This is a genomic window from Sphaerochaeta sp. PS (genome assembly GCF_032144095.1).
Classification (GTDB): domain Bacteria; phylum Spirochaetota; class Spirochaetia; order Sphaerochaetales; family Sphaerochaetaceae; genus Sphaerochaeta.
In genome coordinates, this window is sequence record NZ_JAVSNJ010000002.1 from 332,497 (window position 1) to 349,765 (window position 17,269).

A 17,269-nucleotide genomic window follows, 5' to 3' on the forward strand; every position below is an offset into this window, starting at 1 on the left:
CCTTGGGATATCTGTTTGTTGCAAAAGAGATGGCAATGGGGGCAGAATCCCGCCCCCATTGGTAACGTGAACAGGAGATACTACTTGTTCAGGATCTTCTGGACCTGGGTGGACATCTTCTCAAGACCTGCATCGATGGAGATGTTGTTGGTCATGATCTCGTCATGTACCTGGTTGAGGACAACCTCGATCTCTGCAGCCTTCTCGTGCAAGGGCATCTCAAGATAGGTCTTGGTAACCTTCAAGGCTTCGGCACTGGCCTTGTCAGTCGGGAATCCCTTCTTGGAGGAGATGATGCTGATGACCTTGTCATTCTTGATGGCTGGGATGGTACCGGTCTTTGCGATGATCTCAGCACCGGCGGGTCCTGTCACAAACTTGACGAAATCAAAGGCTGCATCCTTCTTCTTGGAAGCATTGCTGACTCCCAAACTGGTGATGGTACCCAACGTGGTCCCACTGGCTGTCCCTTCTGGATGGGGGTACTTTACGATGCCCCAATCCTTGCAATCGGCCTCGCCCTTTTCGATCTTGTCGATCAGGGTGGCGATGAACCATGAGCCCATGTTCATCGTGGCGACGCTGTTGTTGTAGAATACACCGCTATAGTGGGTGGAAGAGGTCTTCAGGGTAGCATAGTTCTGGCAGATGCCATCTTTCTGTTCGTTGAGGATCATTTCGTAATAGGGCTTGAGGAAGGAGTACTCACCATCGACAATGGTGTGTTTCCCATCGAGGATACCGAAGAGCTGGACATCGGACCGCCAGGTATGGTAGTGGGCGCCATATACCTTGTTGGCTCCTACTCCGCTGGTCATCCTACGGGCAAGGGCATCGTACTGGGCAAGGGTCATGTCGTTGGAAGGATAGGCAACCCCAGCCTTGTCGAAGAGGGCCTTGTTGTAGTAGAGGATCCAGAAATCACTGCGGAACGGGATGCCATAGAGGTTTCCGCCTACGGAGATCTGGTCGGTGGTACCACCGTAGAGGGAGGTATCGACATTTTCGCTGGCGATCTTGGCGTTGAGGTTCATCAGCAGGTTCTTCTTGACCAGGTTGTTGTAGCCAGGAATGTCCTTAATGGTCACAATGTCGATCGAGGAGTCCCCTCCCGAAAGCTGGGTCTGTAGCATCGTCATGAAATCTGCCGAACCAAGGTCAAGCATCTCGATCTTGACATTTGGATGGGCCTGTTCATAGGCTTTGATCAGGGGTTCATAGTAGGTTGTGGAAGAGATATCCCACAGGGCCCATTTCAGGGTGGTCGTGCTGCTAGCAGCAGGTGTGGCTGTCTCACTTACGCCGTTGGCAAACAGAAAGCCTGTAACCAAAGCGAGAATGAGCATCAATACAATACCTTTCTTTGTAGTACGCATTCGTTTCCTCCTTAAGAATTCGAAAAGATGAATACCAGACAATCTGTGTATCATCATGGTAAGGATAGGCCAGGATAGTGGGTAACGACATGCATTTTACTTTCGAGAATATCGCTTTTTCTATCCCCGATACCAGCATACCCAAATAATCCTGTAGTATTTTCCGCAAACCTGTACTTTCTTCATCGTTCCATCAAGAGAACCTACATTATAGTTGACAAAAGGGATGGGGTAAAACACATACTTTGCTTGGGGGAGGAAAAACGTTGTTGTTCAGAAACATTAAAGCGCGGATTACCATCATAACCGTAACGTTCACCCTCATCATAACTGTCCTGGTTGCTACCTTCAGCTTTTTCGTATTCAGGACCTTTTCCCTCCAAAGCCTGATACAATCCACTGAGTTCAACCTCCAGTTCATCGGTTCGAAGGCCAGGGAAAACATCATAGCCATCGATTCGCTGATCAGGTGGTGCACGACCAACGGCCAGGTCTCCCTCTATCTGGAACAGGGGGGCAACCAGATCGCCCTTTCCACCTATGAACGGGTCAAGGAGGAGATGAACAACAACAGGGCAAATGCCTATGTCGACCGTCTTATCATAACGGACATCCATCACACCAAGCTGCTGCACATGGGTTCAACGATGAGCGAAAGCAAGCCGGTGACCAGCTCCAATGTCGACAAGGTACTCTCTGAAACATTCATGAAGGACAATGGCTGGAACCACATCGGGATCGACCCGTTCATGAGCAAAGCCTCAGCCCAGGCCCTTCCCATCAGGCGGGTTTTGACCAGGTCCTCCTCCACCGAGGTGACCGGTCAGTTGTACATGACCATCTCCTCCAGGATACTCACCGACCTTCTCTCTGACTATAGGATCTTGCCAGGAAGTGCCCTCTATCTGGGTATAGGAACCGATTTCTACCAGATAGCGGATGACAAGTTCCTTCGCATCGAACGGCCGTCCATGACAGAGGAACACTATGAGACCATTGGGGAGGAGACTCAAATCTTCAAGGCCAAACTTGATGGGCATGTGCCACAGTTGCTTGTCAGCTGCCCCCTCGGATACCAGGACCTGACGCTCTCCCAAAGCCTCCCTACGGGAAAAATCCCCTTCAAGGACTCCCTCTACTTCTCCCTCATCGGGACGATATGCATTGCGGTCATCTGTTTCGGCCTGGGCTTGCTCCTCCTGTTGAACCGTATGATCAACAAGCCGGTTGCAAAAATCAAGAAACGGGTGGAGGCAATCTCCCAGAGCGACTTCTCCAACGACCCGAGCATCGAATGGGATGATGAGATGGGTGACATTGGCAAGGGGATAAACAAGCTTTCTGCACAGATCTCCTCGCTGCTTGAGAAGCGGATAGCCGACGAGAAGAACAAGCAGGAGCTGGAATATCGGATGCTCCAAAGCCAGATCAACCCCCATTTCCTGTTTAATACCCTCAATTCGATCAAATGGATGGCTACCATCCAGAATGCAACAGGGATAGCGGAGATGACCACCTCCCTTTCGCGCCTGATGAAAAACATCAGCAAGGCAACAGGGATGATCATCTCACTGGGGGATGAGCTGGCCTTGCTGAACGATTACTTTGTCATCCAGAAATACCGGTATGGAGGAACCCTAGTGCTCCAACAGGCTATTCCCGAGGAGTTCCACGCTATCGGCATCCCCCGTTTCTCGTTGCAACCTTTGGTGGAAAATGCCATCTTTCATGGGATTGAGCCAAAGGGGGGCAGCGGCACCGTAACGGTTTCGGCAAGGAGGCGGGATGAGGATGTCATTGAGATATCCATCCTCGATGATGGGGTCGGCATGAACGCTTCCCAGATAGAGCAGATCTTCTCTGCAGACCAGGGGCCTTCCAGCGGGATGTTCAAGGAGATCGGGATCAGGAATGTACACAAACGGATACAGTATACGTTTGGAAAGGAGTACGGGCTGAGCATCGAGAGCAAGGAAGGCAGCTATACCCGGGCCACCCTGCTCTTGCCCAACAGGGAAAAGGAGGAAAGCCATCATGACAAAACTGATAATCGCGGATGACGAGCCCCTTGTTCTGATAGGGCTCCAGTCTATGCTCAAGTGGGCAGACCTCGATATCGAGATCTGCTCTGTGGTCCGCAACGGACAACAGTTGGAGGAGGCCATAGCCCGCTTCAAGCCGGACTTGGTCATCTCTGACATCAAGATGCCGATCAAGACTGGCCTGGAGGTCCTTGAGGAGTGCAGGACCCTCTATGGAAAGTTGCCTCTCTTCATCATCCTCACCAGTTTCGAGGAATTCTCCTTTGTAAAGCAAGCGATCAAGTTTCAGGCTGTCGACTATCTGGTCAAGCTGGAACTGACCCAACAGAGCCTGCTCGTCTCCGTCAACAAGGCCCTTGTCATGATAGCCGAGATACAGGAGGCCCAGAGCAAGAACCTGTTCAGCAGCGAACGAAGCGGCATGCTGCCATTTCAGGACAAGTTCTTCGTCAGGCTTTTCAATGGCCTGATAGAGACCCCTGAAGCTTTCGAGATGCAAAAGAGGGACCTTTCGCTCGACCTTTCCTTCCCTGCCTACGCTGTCGGGTATTGCCAGATCGAGGGCATTCAGGAGCAACTGACCCAGGAGCAGCAGGTCAACCTCTATTTCAGCACCACCCAGATGATCAGGGAGACGGTGGGAAGATATCTGACCTGCCATACGGTCAGCCTGGACATGCACCACCTTGCCATAACCTTCTGCCTTTCCAAGGAACAGGAACCCCACTACCTTTCCATCATCTCCCTGGCCCTCGAGAGACTGGTAAAGGTCATCTACGACTATTTTTCCGTGCACCTGTTCTGCTGTGTGGGAAAGCTTGTCCTCGATGCCTTCGACCTGAGCAACTCGTTTTTCACTGCCCGGCAGTTGTTGGCAACTGCAACCAAAGCACAGCCGGTCATCCTCTATGACAGGCTGAAAGACAAACGGGAGGCAAACCAGGCGTTCAATTTGGACAGGTACAAGGAACAGCTTACCCGGGCCTTTGAAGAACTCGATGGTCCTTCCCTGAGCCTGGTGATCAACGAAATCGCACAGGCCCTCGACCAACAGACTACTACCCGCATCCAGGCAATAGATGCGGCAAGCAACATCCTCTACATGGCAATCTCGCTGATCCCGGACGGGCAACTCCTGGTTGAGCAGATCTTCTCCGATGAGGTGCAGGGATACCGAAGCATCTACAAGATGAATACAACCACCCAATGTGCCGTATGGGTCAGGAAGCTTGGCAATGGGCTCCATGAACTGCTGTTGGCCCAACAGCAGGACTACCGTGCAAAGGTAATTGCCAAGGTACAGCAGTTCATCCTGGCAAACCTCGACAGGAAACTCCAGCTCAGCGAGGTATCATCGGTGTTTGGATTTAGCCAAAACTACTTGAGCAGCCTGTTTTCCCGGTATGGTGGGTGTAGTTTCGTCAAATACACCACCAATGCAAAGATCAACATGGCAAAAGAGATGATCGCCTCAGGCGACTACAAGATCTATGAGATATCTGAAAAGCTCGGCTTTGAAAGCTCGTTCTACTTTAGCAAGGTGTTCAAGAAGGCCGTAGGGTGTTCGCCCCGGGAGTACATGCAACGACAGCCTCAGAAAAGGGAGAAGCGATGATAGAGGAACTACTATCCAACCTCCCCGACCGCATCGGGTCTTTCTCTCCCTTCCCTGCTGCATCGCAGAGGCAACGGTGGCAAGCCTTGTCGGAAAGAGCAAGACAGAGGATCCTGGCAACCGCTGGGCGGAGTGCCAACCAGAGCTACCCCTTCCTTTCGGCATCGGCATATATGGAGTTCTCGAAAAGTGGGAACAGGACCCAGTTCGAGGCCCTGTATTTTGAGAAGCGGAGGAAACTCAATGCCGCGGTATTGGCAGAGTGCATTACAGGCGACGGCAGTCGCCTAGGCGAGATCATCGATGGAATCTATTCGATCTGTGAAGAGAGTGGGTGGCAGCTTCCTGCACACAACAGCTATGTCCGGGACACTCCCCAAGAGTTGCTCCCTGACCCCACAAGGCCGGTTCTCGACCTGTTCGCCTGCGAGACTGGGGCCCTGCTTGCTACGCTCAGAACGTTGTTGAAAGCCGAGCTGGATGGTATTTCCCCCTTGATAGTCCAAAGGATCGACGAGAGCATAGGGCAGAGGATCATCACACCCTACCTTACCTCACACTTCTGGTGGATGGGGAATGGGGATGAGCCGATGTGCAACTGGACACCCTGGTGTACCCAGAATGTCCTGATCGCCCTACTCTGCCTGCCCACCGACCAATCCATAAGGAAGCAGGGGATAGCACAGGCGGCCTACAGCCTTGACTGTTTTCTGAAGGATTACGGTGAGGATGGGAGTTGCAATGAAGGTGCCCAGTACTATCGCCATGCTGCCCTCTGTCTGTTTGGGTCGCTGGAAATACTGAACACGGTTACCGACAATGCTTTTGTGCAACTCTACCAGGAGAGCAAGATCCGCAATATGGCTACCTTTATCATGAAGGTCCATGCCCAGGGTCCCTACTCCCTCAATTTTGGCGACTGCTCCCCATTGGCCGGGCTTTGCACTGCAAGGGAATACCTCTTTGCCAAACGGATCGCCGACAAGTCTTTCCAGAACTTTGCCCTCTGCCAGTACCATCTGGAGGAAGCTGAAAAGCGGGACCTCCCACAGGAAATAAACCTGGCCTACCGCCTGCTCTCATTGTTCCTGGAAATAGAGATGGAAGAGTCCCAACCAGAACCTCCCAAAGAGGGGGATTGCTACTTTCCCAGTACAGGCCTGTTGGTCAGCCGGGACACCACCTACGTAGTGGCTGTCAAGGCAGGGGGCAACGGGGAAAGCCACAACCACAACGATACCGGAAGCATCACCGTGTACAAGGATGGCAAACCGTTGCTCATCGATGTGGGGGTGGAAAGCTATGCAAGGAAGACCTTCTCCCCTGAGCGGTATGAGATCTGGACCATGCAATCGGCCTATCATAACGTAACCAATTTCCCTCCCTACATGCAGGGTGCAGGAGAAGAGTTCTGTGCAACAGAGACAGATGTCCAGATGGAAAGGAACCCTTCAATTAGGATGGAACTGAAGGGTGCATATCCACGAGAAGCCAAGATTCACACCTATACCCGCAAGGTTATCCATAGGAAGCATGTATGCATCGAGGTCACCGACACTGTCGAGTCCACCTCGTTGCCTACCCTCACCCTCATGAGTGTCGAGCTTCCTTCTGTCGAAGACAACACCATCTTCCTGGGAGAGCTGGGAACCATACAGATAGGGGCAAACTCAAATCCCCTGGACATCACCATAGAAGAGATCCCCATTACCGATGCAAGGCTATCCCTGGCTTGGCCAGAGAGGATCTACAGGATCCTGATAAGGTATAGGGACCGTATTTCATTGCAGATAAGGTAGGGAGAGCTATAGGGCAATACAGGAAATATTATGAAGGAACCCTGTAAAGTTCTAACGGGATTCACCATATCACTGTAAATGTATTGCTGAGTCAGTTTTTCATTGCCTTCAATTGCTTTCAAGACAAGTATTGCACTCTCAGAAAGTTCATTTACCCCGCCACTTATCCCGCCATTTATCCCGCCATGATGTGTCTCCATAAGGAGACTGAGATACTGAGAAAGTGTCTCATAAATGGCTACTGTTCCTCTTAAAGGTGTAAACCAGGAAGGGATCATATCATAATCAATTGGCGATGTCGTGAAAGAAACTTGCCTGACTACTGGTGGAAAAATTTGACCAGACGCATACACCATTGGTCGAATCCTTTTCCCCACCCTACCCCATTCCCTTTTAATGCTCAAACACCTTGTACTGCCCCCTCTTGGTATAGGTGGTGTGTAGAAGATGGTGGCTCTTCTCACCCAACGGCTCGATGAGGAAATTCTTGTAGAGGGCAAGTACCTCACTGTTCTCATGGGATTTGCGCACTTCAAGATTCCTGTCCTCAAGGTAGATGGACTCAGCTCTCTTCTTGCGGATCTCGGCATTGGTGGGGATGGGTTGGCCTCCACCACCCAGGCAACCTCCAGGGCAGCTCATTACCTCAATGAAGGCGTAGGGGGACTCCTTGCGAGAGATCTGGTCCATAAGGATACGTGCATTTCCTAGGGTGTGGGCTACGGCAACCTTCAGGGGCATGTCGTTGATCATGACCGTTGCCTCCTTGATGCCATCCATCCCCCTGACCTGTGCAAACTCCACCGAAGGAAGGGTCTCTTTCGTCAGCACCTCATAGGCTGTACGCAAGGCAGCCTCCATCACCCCTCCGGTTGCCCCAAAGATGACAGCAGCCCCAGTGGAGATGCCCAGAGGGTTGTCGAACGCCTCATCAGGAAGTGAGGCAAACTGGATGCCTACACGGCGGAACATGGAAGCAAGCTCCCGTGTGGTGAGGGCGTAGTCGACATCGGCGAACCGATCCCTTTCCTCAAGGTGCATCTCTTCTTTCCAGTAATCGAAGGCACCGTCCATCTCGCTCCTGCCTGCCTCATACTTCTTTGCCGTACAAGGCATGATGGAGACAACCCGGATGTTCCTGGGATCGAGGCCGGCCTGCTTTGCATAGTAGGTCTTGGCTATCGCACCAAACATCTGTTGGGGCGACTTGCAGGTTGAGAGGTTATCCAGCTGTTCAGGATAGAAATGCTCGATGAACTTGATCCACCCCGGGGAACAGGAGGTTATCATGGGAAGCGTCCCACCCTCCACGATCCGCCTGATAAGTTCATGACCCTCCTCCATGATGGTAAGGTCAGCAGCAAACTGGGTGTCGAACACCTTGTCAAATCCAAGCCGTCTGAGCCCTGCTACCATCTGCCCGGTTACCAAGGCACCCCAAGGCATGCCCATCGCCTCCCCTATGCCTACTCTTATGGCAGGGGCGGTCTGGACGATGGTGGTAAGATTCGGGTCGGAGAGGGCCCTGAAGACCTCCTCGATGTTCGACCGTTCAGTTATGGCTCCGGTAGGGCATACCAGTGAACACTGGCCACAGTTCGTACAGACCGAACTGCCTAGCCCCCTGTCCAGGAAGGTTGCAACCTTGCTGCCCAACCCCCTGCCGACAATATCAATGGCATGGACACTCTGCGTTTGTGAGCAGACCTCCACACAACGGTTACAGAGGATACACTTGTTCGGGTCCCTCACTAGCGATGAAGAGGACCAGTCCAGGGGAATCAGTCGCGCTCTTGTACGCTGGAACCTGCTTTCCCTCACCCCAAGCTGTTGGGCGAGGCTCTGCAGCTCACAGTTGAGGTTCCTTTCACAGGTAAGGCATTCCAAAGGGTGGTTTGCCAAGATCAGCTCGAGGTTCAGTTTTCTCGATGCCCTAATCCTCTCACTGTTGGTCTGTACCTCCATCCCTGCAAGGGCCTGGGACATACAGGAGCGTACCAGGCGCTTGGAGTTCTTCACCTCCACAGCACAGATACCACACGAACCATGGGAAGAGACTCCATCCAGATGGCAGAGGGTGGGAACCTTGATGCCCACCTGGAGGCAAGCATCAAGGATGGTTGTCCCTCTTTCGACGCTCACACTCTGTCCATCAATAGTGAGCTGTATCATCTCCTTAGCCATGTGCTACCTCCTTGGTCTCCGTGTAGCGGATATCACAACGCAGACACCGGGAAGCCTCCAGACGTGCCTGTTCCCCCAAATACCCACGGTTCACCTCGGCAAAGTTACCTTTCCTCTCGGTGATTTTCAGATGTCTGGGTGCGATGCTCCTGCCTGCCGGTGTCTCTAGCGGAGGTTCATTGCTGTAGGAGAAGCTGGCAAACAGGGAGGAGAACCTCCTCTTGCCTGTCAGGTCGAAGTCAATGACCTGGGAGGCATCCTTTGCATACCCCATCGCCTCTGCTGCTGTTGACGGTCCTGTTACCAGATCACCTATTGCATAGACCTTCTCAAGGTTGGTCTTGTAGGAGTAGCGCTCGATACAGGCATTTTCATGCGAATCGGTGGCAATGCCTTCACGGACAAGCAGACCCGTATCGACCTGCTCCCCTATCGCCACGATTACCGTATCACAGGGGATGCGCCTGGTATTGCCACTTTCCTGGGGCCTACGCCTGCCGGAAAGGTCATAGGAACCCGCTCGCATCTCCATGACCTCAAAGGCCTGGACTGCATGCCCTTCATCACCTATCACCTGGATGGGGGCGCTCATGAAGGAGAACACTACCCCTTCCTTGATGGCCTCATCGATCTCGCTCTTGTTCGCAGGCATGTCTTCCTTGGCCCTACGGTAGGCTACGGTTACTTCACAACCCCGTCTCCAGAGGGTACGGGCAGCATCGATGGCTACGTTCCCGCCGCCAACGATGACAACCCTCTTGCCAATGGCCACGGGTTGCTCCTTCTCCAGCCTTTCCAGCAGATCGGTTCCCTGCAACACCCCTTCCAGCTCGATGCCAGGGATGTCCAGCTCCATATGTCGGTATGCCCCAATGGCCAGGATTACCGCAGAGTTCTCCCTCTGCAACTCTTTCAGGCTGAGGGTTTTTCCCAACTCCCTATTGAACACGAACTTCACCCCAAGTTCATCGAAGAGTTCCAGCTCCTTGTCCAGGACCTCCTTGGGCAGGCGGTAGGAAGGGATGCCATAGCGAAGGACTCCCCCAGCCTTCTCATTGGAGTCATACACCGTCACCTGATGGCCCAGCCTTACCAGGTAAAAGGCAGCTGCCAATCCTGCCGGGCCGGCTCCAACGATGGCGATCGAGTTGCCGGTTGCTAAAAGCATGGTATCGACGAGCTTCTGGTAGATGGCGCTCTCCCGCCCGATCGTATACATGGTATCGGCCAGGTAGCGGTGGATCTCCCCCTGGTGGACTGGCTCGTCGATGGAGTCACGACGGCAACGCATCTGGCAGTGGAAGTGACAGATCCTTCCGATGGTACCCGGCAGTGGGTTGTCCTGGATGGTAGAGGCAAAGGCCTCTTCCAGCCGGTTCTCCTTCAAAAGCTGCAGGTATGCAGGTATGTCCATATGCATCGGACAGGAGTTCGAACAGAGGGCTGTGATAAGCTCTTCACAGGTTCCACTGGCGCAGTGGTTGCGTTGGATGTGGTCCTCGTACTCGTCCTTGAAGTACCTGAGGGTAGTCAGGACCGGGTTTGGTGCTGACTGACCAAGGCCGCAAACTGCGGTGTCGCAGATATTCAGTCCCAGTTCCTCCATCTTGGTGAGGTCGCTCTCCTTTCCCCTGCCTTGGACGATGCCATTGAGCAGGGCCAGTTCCTGGGCAAGGCCCTCCCTACAGGGAACACACTTGCCGCAGGACTCCTTGTGGGTAAACTCGATGAAGTAACGGGCGACATCGACCATACAGTTGTCCTGGTCCATGACGACCATGCCCCCCGAACCCATGATGGCTCCCAGGCTTTGCAGGGATTCGTAGTCGATGGGGGTATCGAATTTCGAGGCGGGGATGCATCCCCCGGAAGGGCCTCCCGACTGAACCGCCTTGATCTTCTTGTTGGGCGATGACGATCCTCCACCCACCTCGTAGATGAGGGTGGAGAGGCTCTCCCCCAGAGGCAGTTCCACAAGGCCGGTATTCTTTACCTTGCCGACCAGGGAGAACACTTTCGTCCCTGGGCTGCCTACTGTGCCACTCTGGCGGAACCAGGAGCTTCCCATGGCGATGATGGCAGGGACATTGCACCAGGTCTCCAGGTTGTTGATGGTTGTAGGATAGCCAAGGTACCCCTTCTGGGCGGGGAATGGGGGTTTCATGGTGGGTCTTCCTGCCTTGCCTTCCATCGAGGCGATGAGGGCTGTCTCCTCCCCGCATACAAAGGCTCCGGCCCCTTCCACGATTTCAATGTCAAACTGAAAGAGGGTATTGGGTATCTGCTTACCCAGCAACCCGATGGCCCTTGCTTGCTTGACGGCAAGCTTCAGCCGCTCTACCGCCAGGGGATATTCGGCCCGTACGTAGACGATGCCTTCGGAGGTATGCATGGCATAGGCTCCTATAAGCATCCCCTCTATGAGCATATGGGGGTCGCTTTCCATCTCGTTGCGGTTCATGTAGGCCCCGGGGTCCCCTTCATCAGCGTTGCAGATGATGAACTTCCTCTCAGCTTCGTTCTTGTTCATCAGCTCCCATTTCAGGCCGGTGGGAAAGCCTGCCCCACCGCGGCCACGGAGCTTGGAGTTCTTCACCTCCTGGAGGACTTCATCCCTGTCCATCTCCCACACGGCCTTGAAGAAGGCCGAGTAGCCGCCGACTGCAAGGTACTCCTCGATGGAGGTTGGGTCGATGAGGCCGGCGTGGCGCAGGACAATCTTCTTCTGGGGACGGAAATAGGAGATGGCATTCCACTCGGGGATCTCCTCAAAACCGCTTCCGAAGGTTGCAGATGCTCCTAGGTAGTCCCATTCCGATATTTTGCAGAGCACACGGTCCTTGGGAAACAAGCCGTTCTCTAGTGAGGCAAAAATCCAAGGGAGGTCCTCGATCTGGACCTTGTCCAGAATGAGCAAGGGTTTGCCCGGGATGTGGATATTGACCAAAGGTTCATTGGCACAGAAGCCGAAGCATCCGACACTGCGGACCTGGATAGGCAGCTGTTTGGAAGCGACCTCTTCCTTGATGGCCTTCAACAACTCCCCTGCCCCATTGCCCAGGCCACAGGTACCAACACCTACTGCAATGTCAACACAACCTGGGTTGAGCAGAAGCTCCCCTTTGGCCCTCAGTTCTTCTATATGATTTTTCATGCTTTTTCCCTCTTTGCCATCAGCTGTTTGAGTAGCGAGGCAAGCTTGTCGCTGGTCATCCTGCTGTAGATGACCTCATCGACAGCAATGACAGGGGCAAGGGCACACTGGCCAAAGCAGGCAACCGTGCGAACGGTAAAGCGCATATCGGAGGTGGTAAAATAGGATTCCTCCCCCCCTTCATGCAGGTCCAGCATCGCCATTACATCATCAAGCAGAGGCTTCGATCCTCGAGTATGGCAGGCAGTCCCCCGGCAGACGGTTATGGTGTGCTCCCCTTGGGGCTTGAGGTTGAAGAAGGAGAAGAATGACACCACAGAGTAGACTTGGGAGAGAGGGACCTCCATCTGTTGTGCTATGTAGAGCAGTGCTTGCTCATTGAGGTAGGTGTGATCAGTTTTGCGTTGCACTTCCTCAAGAACCGAGAGAAGTGCGCCTGGCTTGCCTTTGTAGGTCGCTATGACTGAATCATAGAGATCATGCATACGAGACCTCCTTTAAAAAACGAATAGACTAAAACCCGATATCTCTAGCTGTTGTTTGGACAGGGTTGTTCTTCTTTTTGTAAGGCTGGTCTACTACATAGTACGGGGTTATGTCTAACAATGCAATTATTTTTTTCTTTCTTGTTAAGACTTTAGGTTTTAAGCTCTCTTTGTTGTGACTACAAGAATATTAACTAGCATCAGGCAATTGGACAGGAACACAAAAAGACCTTGGATTTGACAAAACCCTCAGCTTTCCGTATCTTCTTGGAAAAGGAGAACCTATGAAAACCTACAGAAAAGAGCTCTTCTTCAACATCCCCAAACGGAGGGGTTTGGTAAACATTACCCAAGATGTAGCCCAAGCAATTTCAGAGAGCAAGGTGCAGGAGGGTCTGGTCCTGGTCAATGCCATGCATATTACTGCAAGCGTCTTCATCAACGATGATGAGGCGGGCCTTCACCAGGATTATGAAACATGGCTTGAGAAGCTCGCACCAGAGAAGCCCTATGGCCAATACAAGCACAATGGGTACGAGGACAATGCTGATGCACACCTCAAGAGAACCATCATGGGCAGAGAGGTTGTCTGTGCCATAACGGATGGCAAGCTCGACTTCGGCCCTTGGGAGCAGATCTTCTACTATGAACTGGATGGGAAGAGGGAGAAACGAGCTTTGATCAAGATTATTGGTGAGTGATCAAGGGTGAGGAGCTTTTGGAATAATAATTGAAATGAGCATCTACCTTTCTGTTCTTGGTTTGTTAAAGGATACTCCCTTCCAATTCCAACTGGAGGAGGATCTTGGATTACCTAGCGGGAAATACAGACGGGTTGTTTTCGCTAAAAGGTACAAGGCGGTCTTTTCTGTTTTTGAAAATAGAGTCTTTATTGATGCCATCATTGCTTGCAGACAATCAAAGGGAACATGACATACAGAAGAGTCTGCTGATAGTTTCCCTGAAATCGACATTCTCGTAACAACTGCAATACTAGCGCTATCAGTACTGTATTTTCGAGGCAGAAGCGACCATAGGAATTATACACGATCTTTGTTGATCTTGTCGTACATATGTGACTGATGGATGCCCTGATATGTAGTTGTATTGGAGTAATCACTAAAAAGCTCTACGGCCAATACAAGCACAACGGGTTTGAGAATAGCGCGGATGCACAGGTAAGACGGACCATTGTGGGCAGATCCTCTATTATGAACTGGATGGGAAGAGAGAAGCAGGCTTTGATCAAGAATATTGATGAATTGGGGTTTCGTTGGTTTTGAAAAGCCTTTTGTCCTACCAAGAAACCCTCTGAGGGCTTTGCCCTCAGAGGTATCCTTGTTGCCTTGTACAGATTTTTCGGTATCACCAACAGAGTGTCATGGCTCTATCAGTAGGGTCCCCTGATATGTTGGGCAACCTTCTCCAGATAGAATTTTTCCAGCTTCTTGTGCAGTTCTGGCGATAAGGGCGGAAGGTCTGATATCGCCACATTGTCCAGAACCTGGCTTGGGCGGCTTGCTCCTGGAATGACGACAGAGACAGCTTCATAGTCCAAAATCCAGCGAAGTGCCATCTGGGCAAGGGTCATGCCTTCAGGTTTGAGTTTGGCGAGTTCATCTGTAAGCTCTACCCCTTTCTCGAAGGGAATGCCAGCAAAGGTCTCCCCTACATTGAATGCAGAACCGTTACGGTTGAAGTTCCTGTGGTCGGTTACATCGAAGGTGGTACTCTTCTTCATTTTCCCGGACAGAAGACCACTTGCCAAAGGAACACGGGCGATAATGGAGACACCCTGCTCCTGTGCCTTACCAAAGAGCTCGGTGATGAGCTTCTGGCGGTACAAGTTGAAGATGACTTGCAAGGAAGCTATCCCCTCTTGCTTGAGGCATAGCAACCCCTCTTCCACAGATTCGACACTGGCTCCGAAGTTTGCGATCTTCCCCTGCTTTTTCAGCTCCCTCAGGACATCGAACACGGCACCGTCAGCCAAGACCTTTTGGGGGATGCAATGCAGCTGGATAAGGTCAATCTGTTCCAGGCCCAGCCGTGCTAGGGAATTGTTTGTATGTTGGATCATCGCCTCTGGGGTAAAGTTATCGGGCCAACCAGGATCGGAGCCACGACCCAATTTGGTCGCAACAAACACCTTTCCAGCATGCTGTGTCAGGAATTTTCCGATGAGTCTTTCACTTCTTCCATCACCGTACACATCAGCAGTATCAAAGAAGGTTATTCCAGCCTCAGTCGCAGTTTGGAGAATTTCCATGGCTGTCTTGTCTTCAACCACTCCCCATGAACCTCCGATCTGCCAGGTTCCAAGGCCTACTTCTGAAACCATTGTCTTGTCTACACCAAAAGGTCTCTTGTGCATTACATATCCTCCATGCAGCTCTTGATAATCTATCTTATGAAGGGACTCTTCCCAAAGTCAAGGTTTTTCCCCTGACTAGCTTCACCGACCCAACCTAGCAACGGTGTGGGGCATAGCAGTGGCTTACCAAAGAACTGGCCCGCCCTGAATAACCAGTAGCATTGCATATGGTCTATCTTCCCTGAAATTATGTAAAGCACGCTTTACATAAATCTATAGTTGTGCTACTATGAAATGGAAAGCAAGCTTTACATATTTACGTTGCGGGGAACCCTATGAAGAACACATTAGAAGAATTACGGAAGGTGCGTGGAATTAGCCAGGAGGAATTGGGTGAGGCTCTGGAGGTTTCTCGGCAAACCATCAATTCGCTTGAGAACGGACGGTATAACCCTTCGATACTACTGGCCTTCAGGATAGCTCACTATTTTGGAATGAAGATTGAAGAAATATTTCTGTATGAGGAGAAATGAAGATGAAGAAAGCGTTGAAGATCAAAAGTATTTGGGCAATTCTGAGTATGTTGGCAGGTATCTACTTGCTTAGTCTGAGTATGGTTCTGCATGCAGGCAGCATCGTAACAACCAGTTTTGCGTTTGCCATGATAGGTGTCTCTGTTGCGCGGCTCATCTCAATCTACCGTATGCACAAGAATCCCAAGGCATTACAAGCATATGAGATTGGGCAAAAGGAAGAACGGTTCCTTGCCATTTCAGAGAAAAGTGGCCGCTTCGTATTTCTGCTCACCATCATGGCTGAGTTTGTCGCTATCTTTACCCTGATCCTTCAAGGCAAGGAAGGGGCGGCAACGATCGTATCCTTTGTTGCAGGGGCCCAGGCAGTTGTATATCTGGCTACCTACTTCTACCTCTGCAAAAAGTATTGAATAGGGAGGTATCCAGTGCTGTGATGGCAGTCTTTTCTTTCGCTTGAGAAGTGAAATGGCTATCGAGCGCCAAGTCCTCTAGTCAGACCATCCTCTGTTTCGTCATTTTCTGCACCACGAAAGTCAAGATGGCTGAAATGAATAACATGAGGCTGCTGAGCATAAGTGCATAGCCGAGGTTGTTTGCCTCGGCTATTCTTGTAACCAACCAAGGGAATATCATCTTCCCGATGGTTCCGCTCAAGATGTAGGAAAGGGAGATGAATGCCGTATTCTTGGGGTACCAGGTTGCGGTAATGACAATAAACAGAGGGATGGTTGTTCCTGCAAAGAACCCACACAGTGCAACAAGGGAGAGGACAACAACAATATTGGCAGAAAAAGTCAAGGCAAGCAGGGAGCATCCTGCTAGCGAAAGGCCGACTATCGAGAGCACAAAGGGGTCTCCCCCCTTGCTCATGATCGGGGCCATGATCAGGCGGGAAATGGCAATGCCGATCCAAAATACCGTAAGGGTCATCGCTGTTACCGTCGGGGGCTGGAACAGCTCAGTCTCCACATAGACTGGAATCCAAGTGGCACAGATGATCTGGCTTCCCATGTACAACATGAGGGCCAAGGTATAGATGATGAATGCCCCGTCCTTCACGATTGGCATGATCGGACCAACCTGGGCCTTAGGCGGGGCCTCTTTGGCAAGGCCTTGGCCCTTCTTGTGCTTTCTGCGCTGCTCTCTCCATGCCAGAAGGAGAATGATTGCGACAAGCAGACCCACCGTGCCATAGGCTAAACGCCACAAGGGTCCTTTGAAGGGGAGGATCACAAACCCTGTTATGATGGCACCTGTGCTGTAGCAGAAATGCAGGAGGGGAATATAGACACCCCGTTTCTCATAGTAGTCACTGGATAGGACAGCATTGGAACCACTATCGATGAGGAAGGCGGAAAACCCAATGACGGCATACATGGCAAACAACAAGAGGCTCCCGGTAGTGAAGGAAATCGCAACGAGGGCAAGCACAAGAAGAAAGTATCCGATCTTGATGACGGTACTTTGGAGCAGGCGCTTCATCACAAGCAGGGAGCCTATGATCGCGATAAGGGAACCTAGCTGCAAAAAACTGATCAACGAACCCGATTGGGAGAGGCTCAGGCCGGTGGAGGCCATGATGTTGGTGGCCAAGGGCCCTAGCATATTGTTCGCTATTGCAAACAGGAAAAAACCAGCAAATATAAACATTGGATGCATATCTACAGACCTTTATGACTAGCTGAACTATCCATACAGTACCATCAAAACCGTAGGATAACAACGTAAATCAAGGGTTTCACGCTCTCTCCACGGGTTTGACAA

13 protein-coding genes are annotated in these 17,269 nt (G+C 51.7%); 7 read left to right on the forward strand and 6 right to left on the reverse strand.

Going from position 1 to position 17,269, the window contains the following annotated elements; genetic code table 11:
* Positions 1-80 precede the first annotated feature (80 nt).
* A complete protein-coding gene (locus ROJ03_RS04055; RefSeq protein ID WP_313725710.1) occupies positions 81-1,376 on the reverse strand; it encodes a sugar ABC transporter substrate-binding protein in 1,296 nt (431 codons plus the stop codon).
* A 269-nt stretch (positions 1,377-1,645) separates the two neighbouring features.
* Between ROJ03_RS04055 and ROJ03_RS04060 the strand changes: the two genes are divergently transcribed.
* From ROJ03_RS04060 to ROJ03_RS04070, 3 genes are read left to right on the forward strand one after another with little or no spacing between them, the layout of a single operon-like run.
* Positions 1,646-3,436 carry a histidine kinase gene (locus tag ROJ03_RS04060; protein ID WP_313725711.1) on the forward strand — a complete coding sequence of 597 codons (1,791 nt, stop codon included), beginning with the start codon at positions 1,646-1,648 and terminating at the stop codon, positions 3,434-3,436.
* On the forward strand, positions 3,411-5,033 hold the full coding sequence (locus ROJ03_RS04065; protein ID WP_313725712.1) for a helix-turn-helix domain-containing protein: 1,623 nt from the start codon (positions 3,411-3,413) through the stop codon (positions 5,031-5,033). Before ROJ03_RS04060 ends, ROJ03_RS04065 begins: the two co-directional genes overlap by 26 nt.
* Positions 5,030-6,832 (forward strand): heparinase II/III family protein, encoded by a 1,803-nt coding sequence (locus tag ROJ03_RS04070; RefSeq protein WP_313725713.1) that lies wholly within the window; start codon positions 5,030-5,032, stop codon positions 6,830-6,832. Before ROJ03_RS04065 ends, ROJ03_RS04070 begins: the two co-directional genes overlap by 4 nt.
* 393 nt (positions 6,833-7,225) lie before the next feature.
* Here the strand turns inward: ROJ03_RS04070 and ROJ03_RS04075 are convergent, their stop codons facing one another.
* From ROJ03_RS04075 to ROJ03_RS04085, 3 genes are read right to left on the reverse strand one after another with little or no spacing between them, the layout of a single operon-like run.
* Entirely contained in the window at positions 7,226-9,016 is a 1,791-nt protein-coding gene (locus tag ROJ03_RS04075; RefSeq protein WP_313725714.1) for an NADH-dependent [FeFe] hydrogenase, group A6, read from the reverse strand.
* Positions 9,009-12,170: an FAD-dependent oxidoreductase gene (locus ROJ03_RS04080; RefSeq protein ID WP_313725715.1), complete on the reverse strand. Its 3,162-nt coding sequence runs from the start codon at positions 12,168-12,170 to the stop codon at positions 9,009-9,011. The genes ROJ03_RS04075 and ROJ03_RS04080 overlap by 8 nt, the downstream gene beginning before the upstream one ends.
* Complete coding sequence (locus ROJ03_RS04085; protein WP_313725716.1) at positions 12,167-12,655, reverse strand: NAD(P)H-dependent oxidoreductase subunit E; 489 nt, start codon at positions 12,653-12,655, stop codon at positions 12,167-12,169. The genes ROJ03_RS04080 and ROJ03_RS04085 overlap by 4 nt, the downstream gene beginning before the upstream one ends.
* A gap of 284 nt (positions 12,656-12,939) precedes the next feature.
* Here ROJ03_RS04085 and ROJ03_RS04090 point away from each other — a divergent pair, with 284 nt between their 5' ends.
* Both ROJ03_RS04090 and ROJ03_RS04095 read left to right on the forward strand, forming a co-directional pair.
* On the forward strand, positions 12,940-13,356 hold the full coding sequence (locus tag ROJ03_RS04090; protein ID WP_313725717.1) for a secondary thiamine-phosphate synthase enzyme YjbQ: 417 nt from the start codon (positions 12,940-12,942) through the stop codon (positions 13,354-13,356).
* 34 nt (positions 13,357-13,390) lie between these two features.
* On the forward strand, positions 13,391-13,588 hold the full coding sequence (locus ROJ03_RS04095; RefSeq protein ID WP_313725718.1) for a hypothetical protein: 198 nt from the start codon (positions 13,391-13,393) through the stop codon (positions 13,586-13,588).
* Positions 13,589-14,045: 457 nt separating this feature from the next.
* On the opposite strand, the gene ROJ03_RS04100 is transcribed toward ROJ03_RS04095, so the two are convergent.
* Positions 14,046-15,029, reverse strand: coding sequence for an aldo/keto reductase (locus tag ROJ03_RS04100; protein WP_313725719.1), 984 nt, complete (start codon positions 15,027-15,029; stop codon positions 14,046-14,048).
* Between the two features lie 275 nt (positions 15,030-15,304).
* On the opposite strand from ROJ03_RS04100, the gene ROJ03_RS04105 reads away from it, so the two are divergent.
* Together ROJ03_RS04105 and ROJ03_RS04110 are read left to right on the forward strand one after the other, a co-directional pair.
* Positions 15,305-15,502, forward strand: a complete 198-nt coding sequence (locus ROJ03_RS04105; RefSeq protein WP_313725720.1) for a helix-turn-helix transcriptional regulator — start codon at positions 15,305-15,307, stop codon at positions 15,500-15,502.
* Between the two features lie 2 nt (positions 15,503-15,504).
* Positions 15,505-15,915 (forward strand): hypothetical protein, encoded by a 411-nt coding sequence (locus ROJ03_RS04110; RefSeq protein WP_313725721.1) that lies wholly within the window; start codon positions 15,505-15,507, stop codon positions 15,913-15,915.
* A gap of 82 nt (positions 15,916-15,997) precedes the next feature.
* Here ROJ03_RS04110 and ROJ03_RS04115 read toward each other — a convergent pair whose 3' ends face one another.
* A complete protein-coding gene (locus ROJ03_RS04115; RefSeq protein ID WP_313725722.1) occupies positions 15,998-17,164 on the reverse strand; it encodes an MFS transporter in 1,167 nt (388 codons plus the stop codon).
* Positions 17,165-17,269: the final 105 nt, after the last annotated feature.

Bases quoted from the DNA above. Each gene is read 5' to 3' on its own strand.
- ROJ03_RS04080 (WP_313725715.1), bottom strand. From the start codon at position 12,170: ATGAAAAATCATATAGAAGAACTGAGGGCCAAAGGGGAGCTTCTGCTC.
- ROJ03_RS04075 (WP_313725714.1), bottom strand. From the start codon at position 9,016: ATGGCTAAGGAGATGATACAGCTCACTATTGATGGACAGAGTGTGAGC.
- ROJ03_RS04085 (WP_313725716.1), bottom strand. From the start codon at position 12,655: ATGCATGATCTCTATGATTCAGTCATAGCGACCTACAAAGGCAAGCCA.
- ROJ03_RS04100 (WP_313725719.1), bottom strand. From the start codon at position 15,029: ATGCACAAGAGACCTTTTGGTGTAGACAAGACAATGGTTTCAGAAGTA.
- ROJ03_RS04105 (WP_313725720.1), top strand. From the start codon at position 15,305: ATGAAGAACACATTAGAAGAATTACGGAAGGTGCGTGGAATTAGCCAG.
- ROJ03_RS04090 (WP_313725717.1), top strand. From the start codon at position 12,940: ATGAAAACCTACAGAAAAGAGCTCTTCTTCAACATCCCCAAACGGAGG.
- ROJ03_RS04065 (WP_313725712.1), top strand. From the start codon at position 3,411: ATGACAAAACTGATAATCGCGGATGACGAGCCCCTTGTTCTGATAGGG.
- ROJ03_RS04055 (WP_313725710.1), bottom strand. From the start codon at position 1,376: ATGCGTACTACAAAGAAAGGTATTGTATTGATGCTCATTCTCGCTTTG.
- ROJ03_RS04095 (WP_313725718.1), top strand. From the start codon at position 13,391: ATGAGCATCTACCTTTCTGTTCTTGGTTTGTTAAAGGATACTCCCTTC.
- ROJ03_RS04110 (WP_313725721.1), top strand. From the start codon at position 15,505: ATGAAGAAAGCGTTGAAGATCAAAAGTATTTGGGCAATTCTGAGTATG.
- ROJ03_RS04115 (WP_313725722.1), bottom strand. From the start codon at position 17,164: ATGCATCCAATGTTTATATTTGCTGGTTTTTTCCTGTTTGCAATAGCG.
- ROJ03_RS04070 (WP_313725713.1), top strand. From the start codon at position 5,030: ATGATAGAGGAACTACTATCCAACCTCCCCGACCGCATCGGGTCTTTC.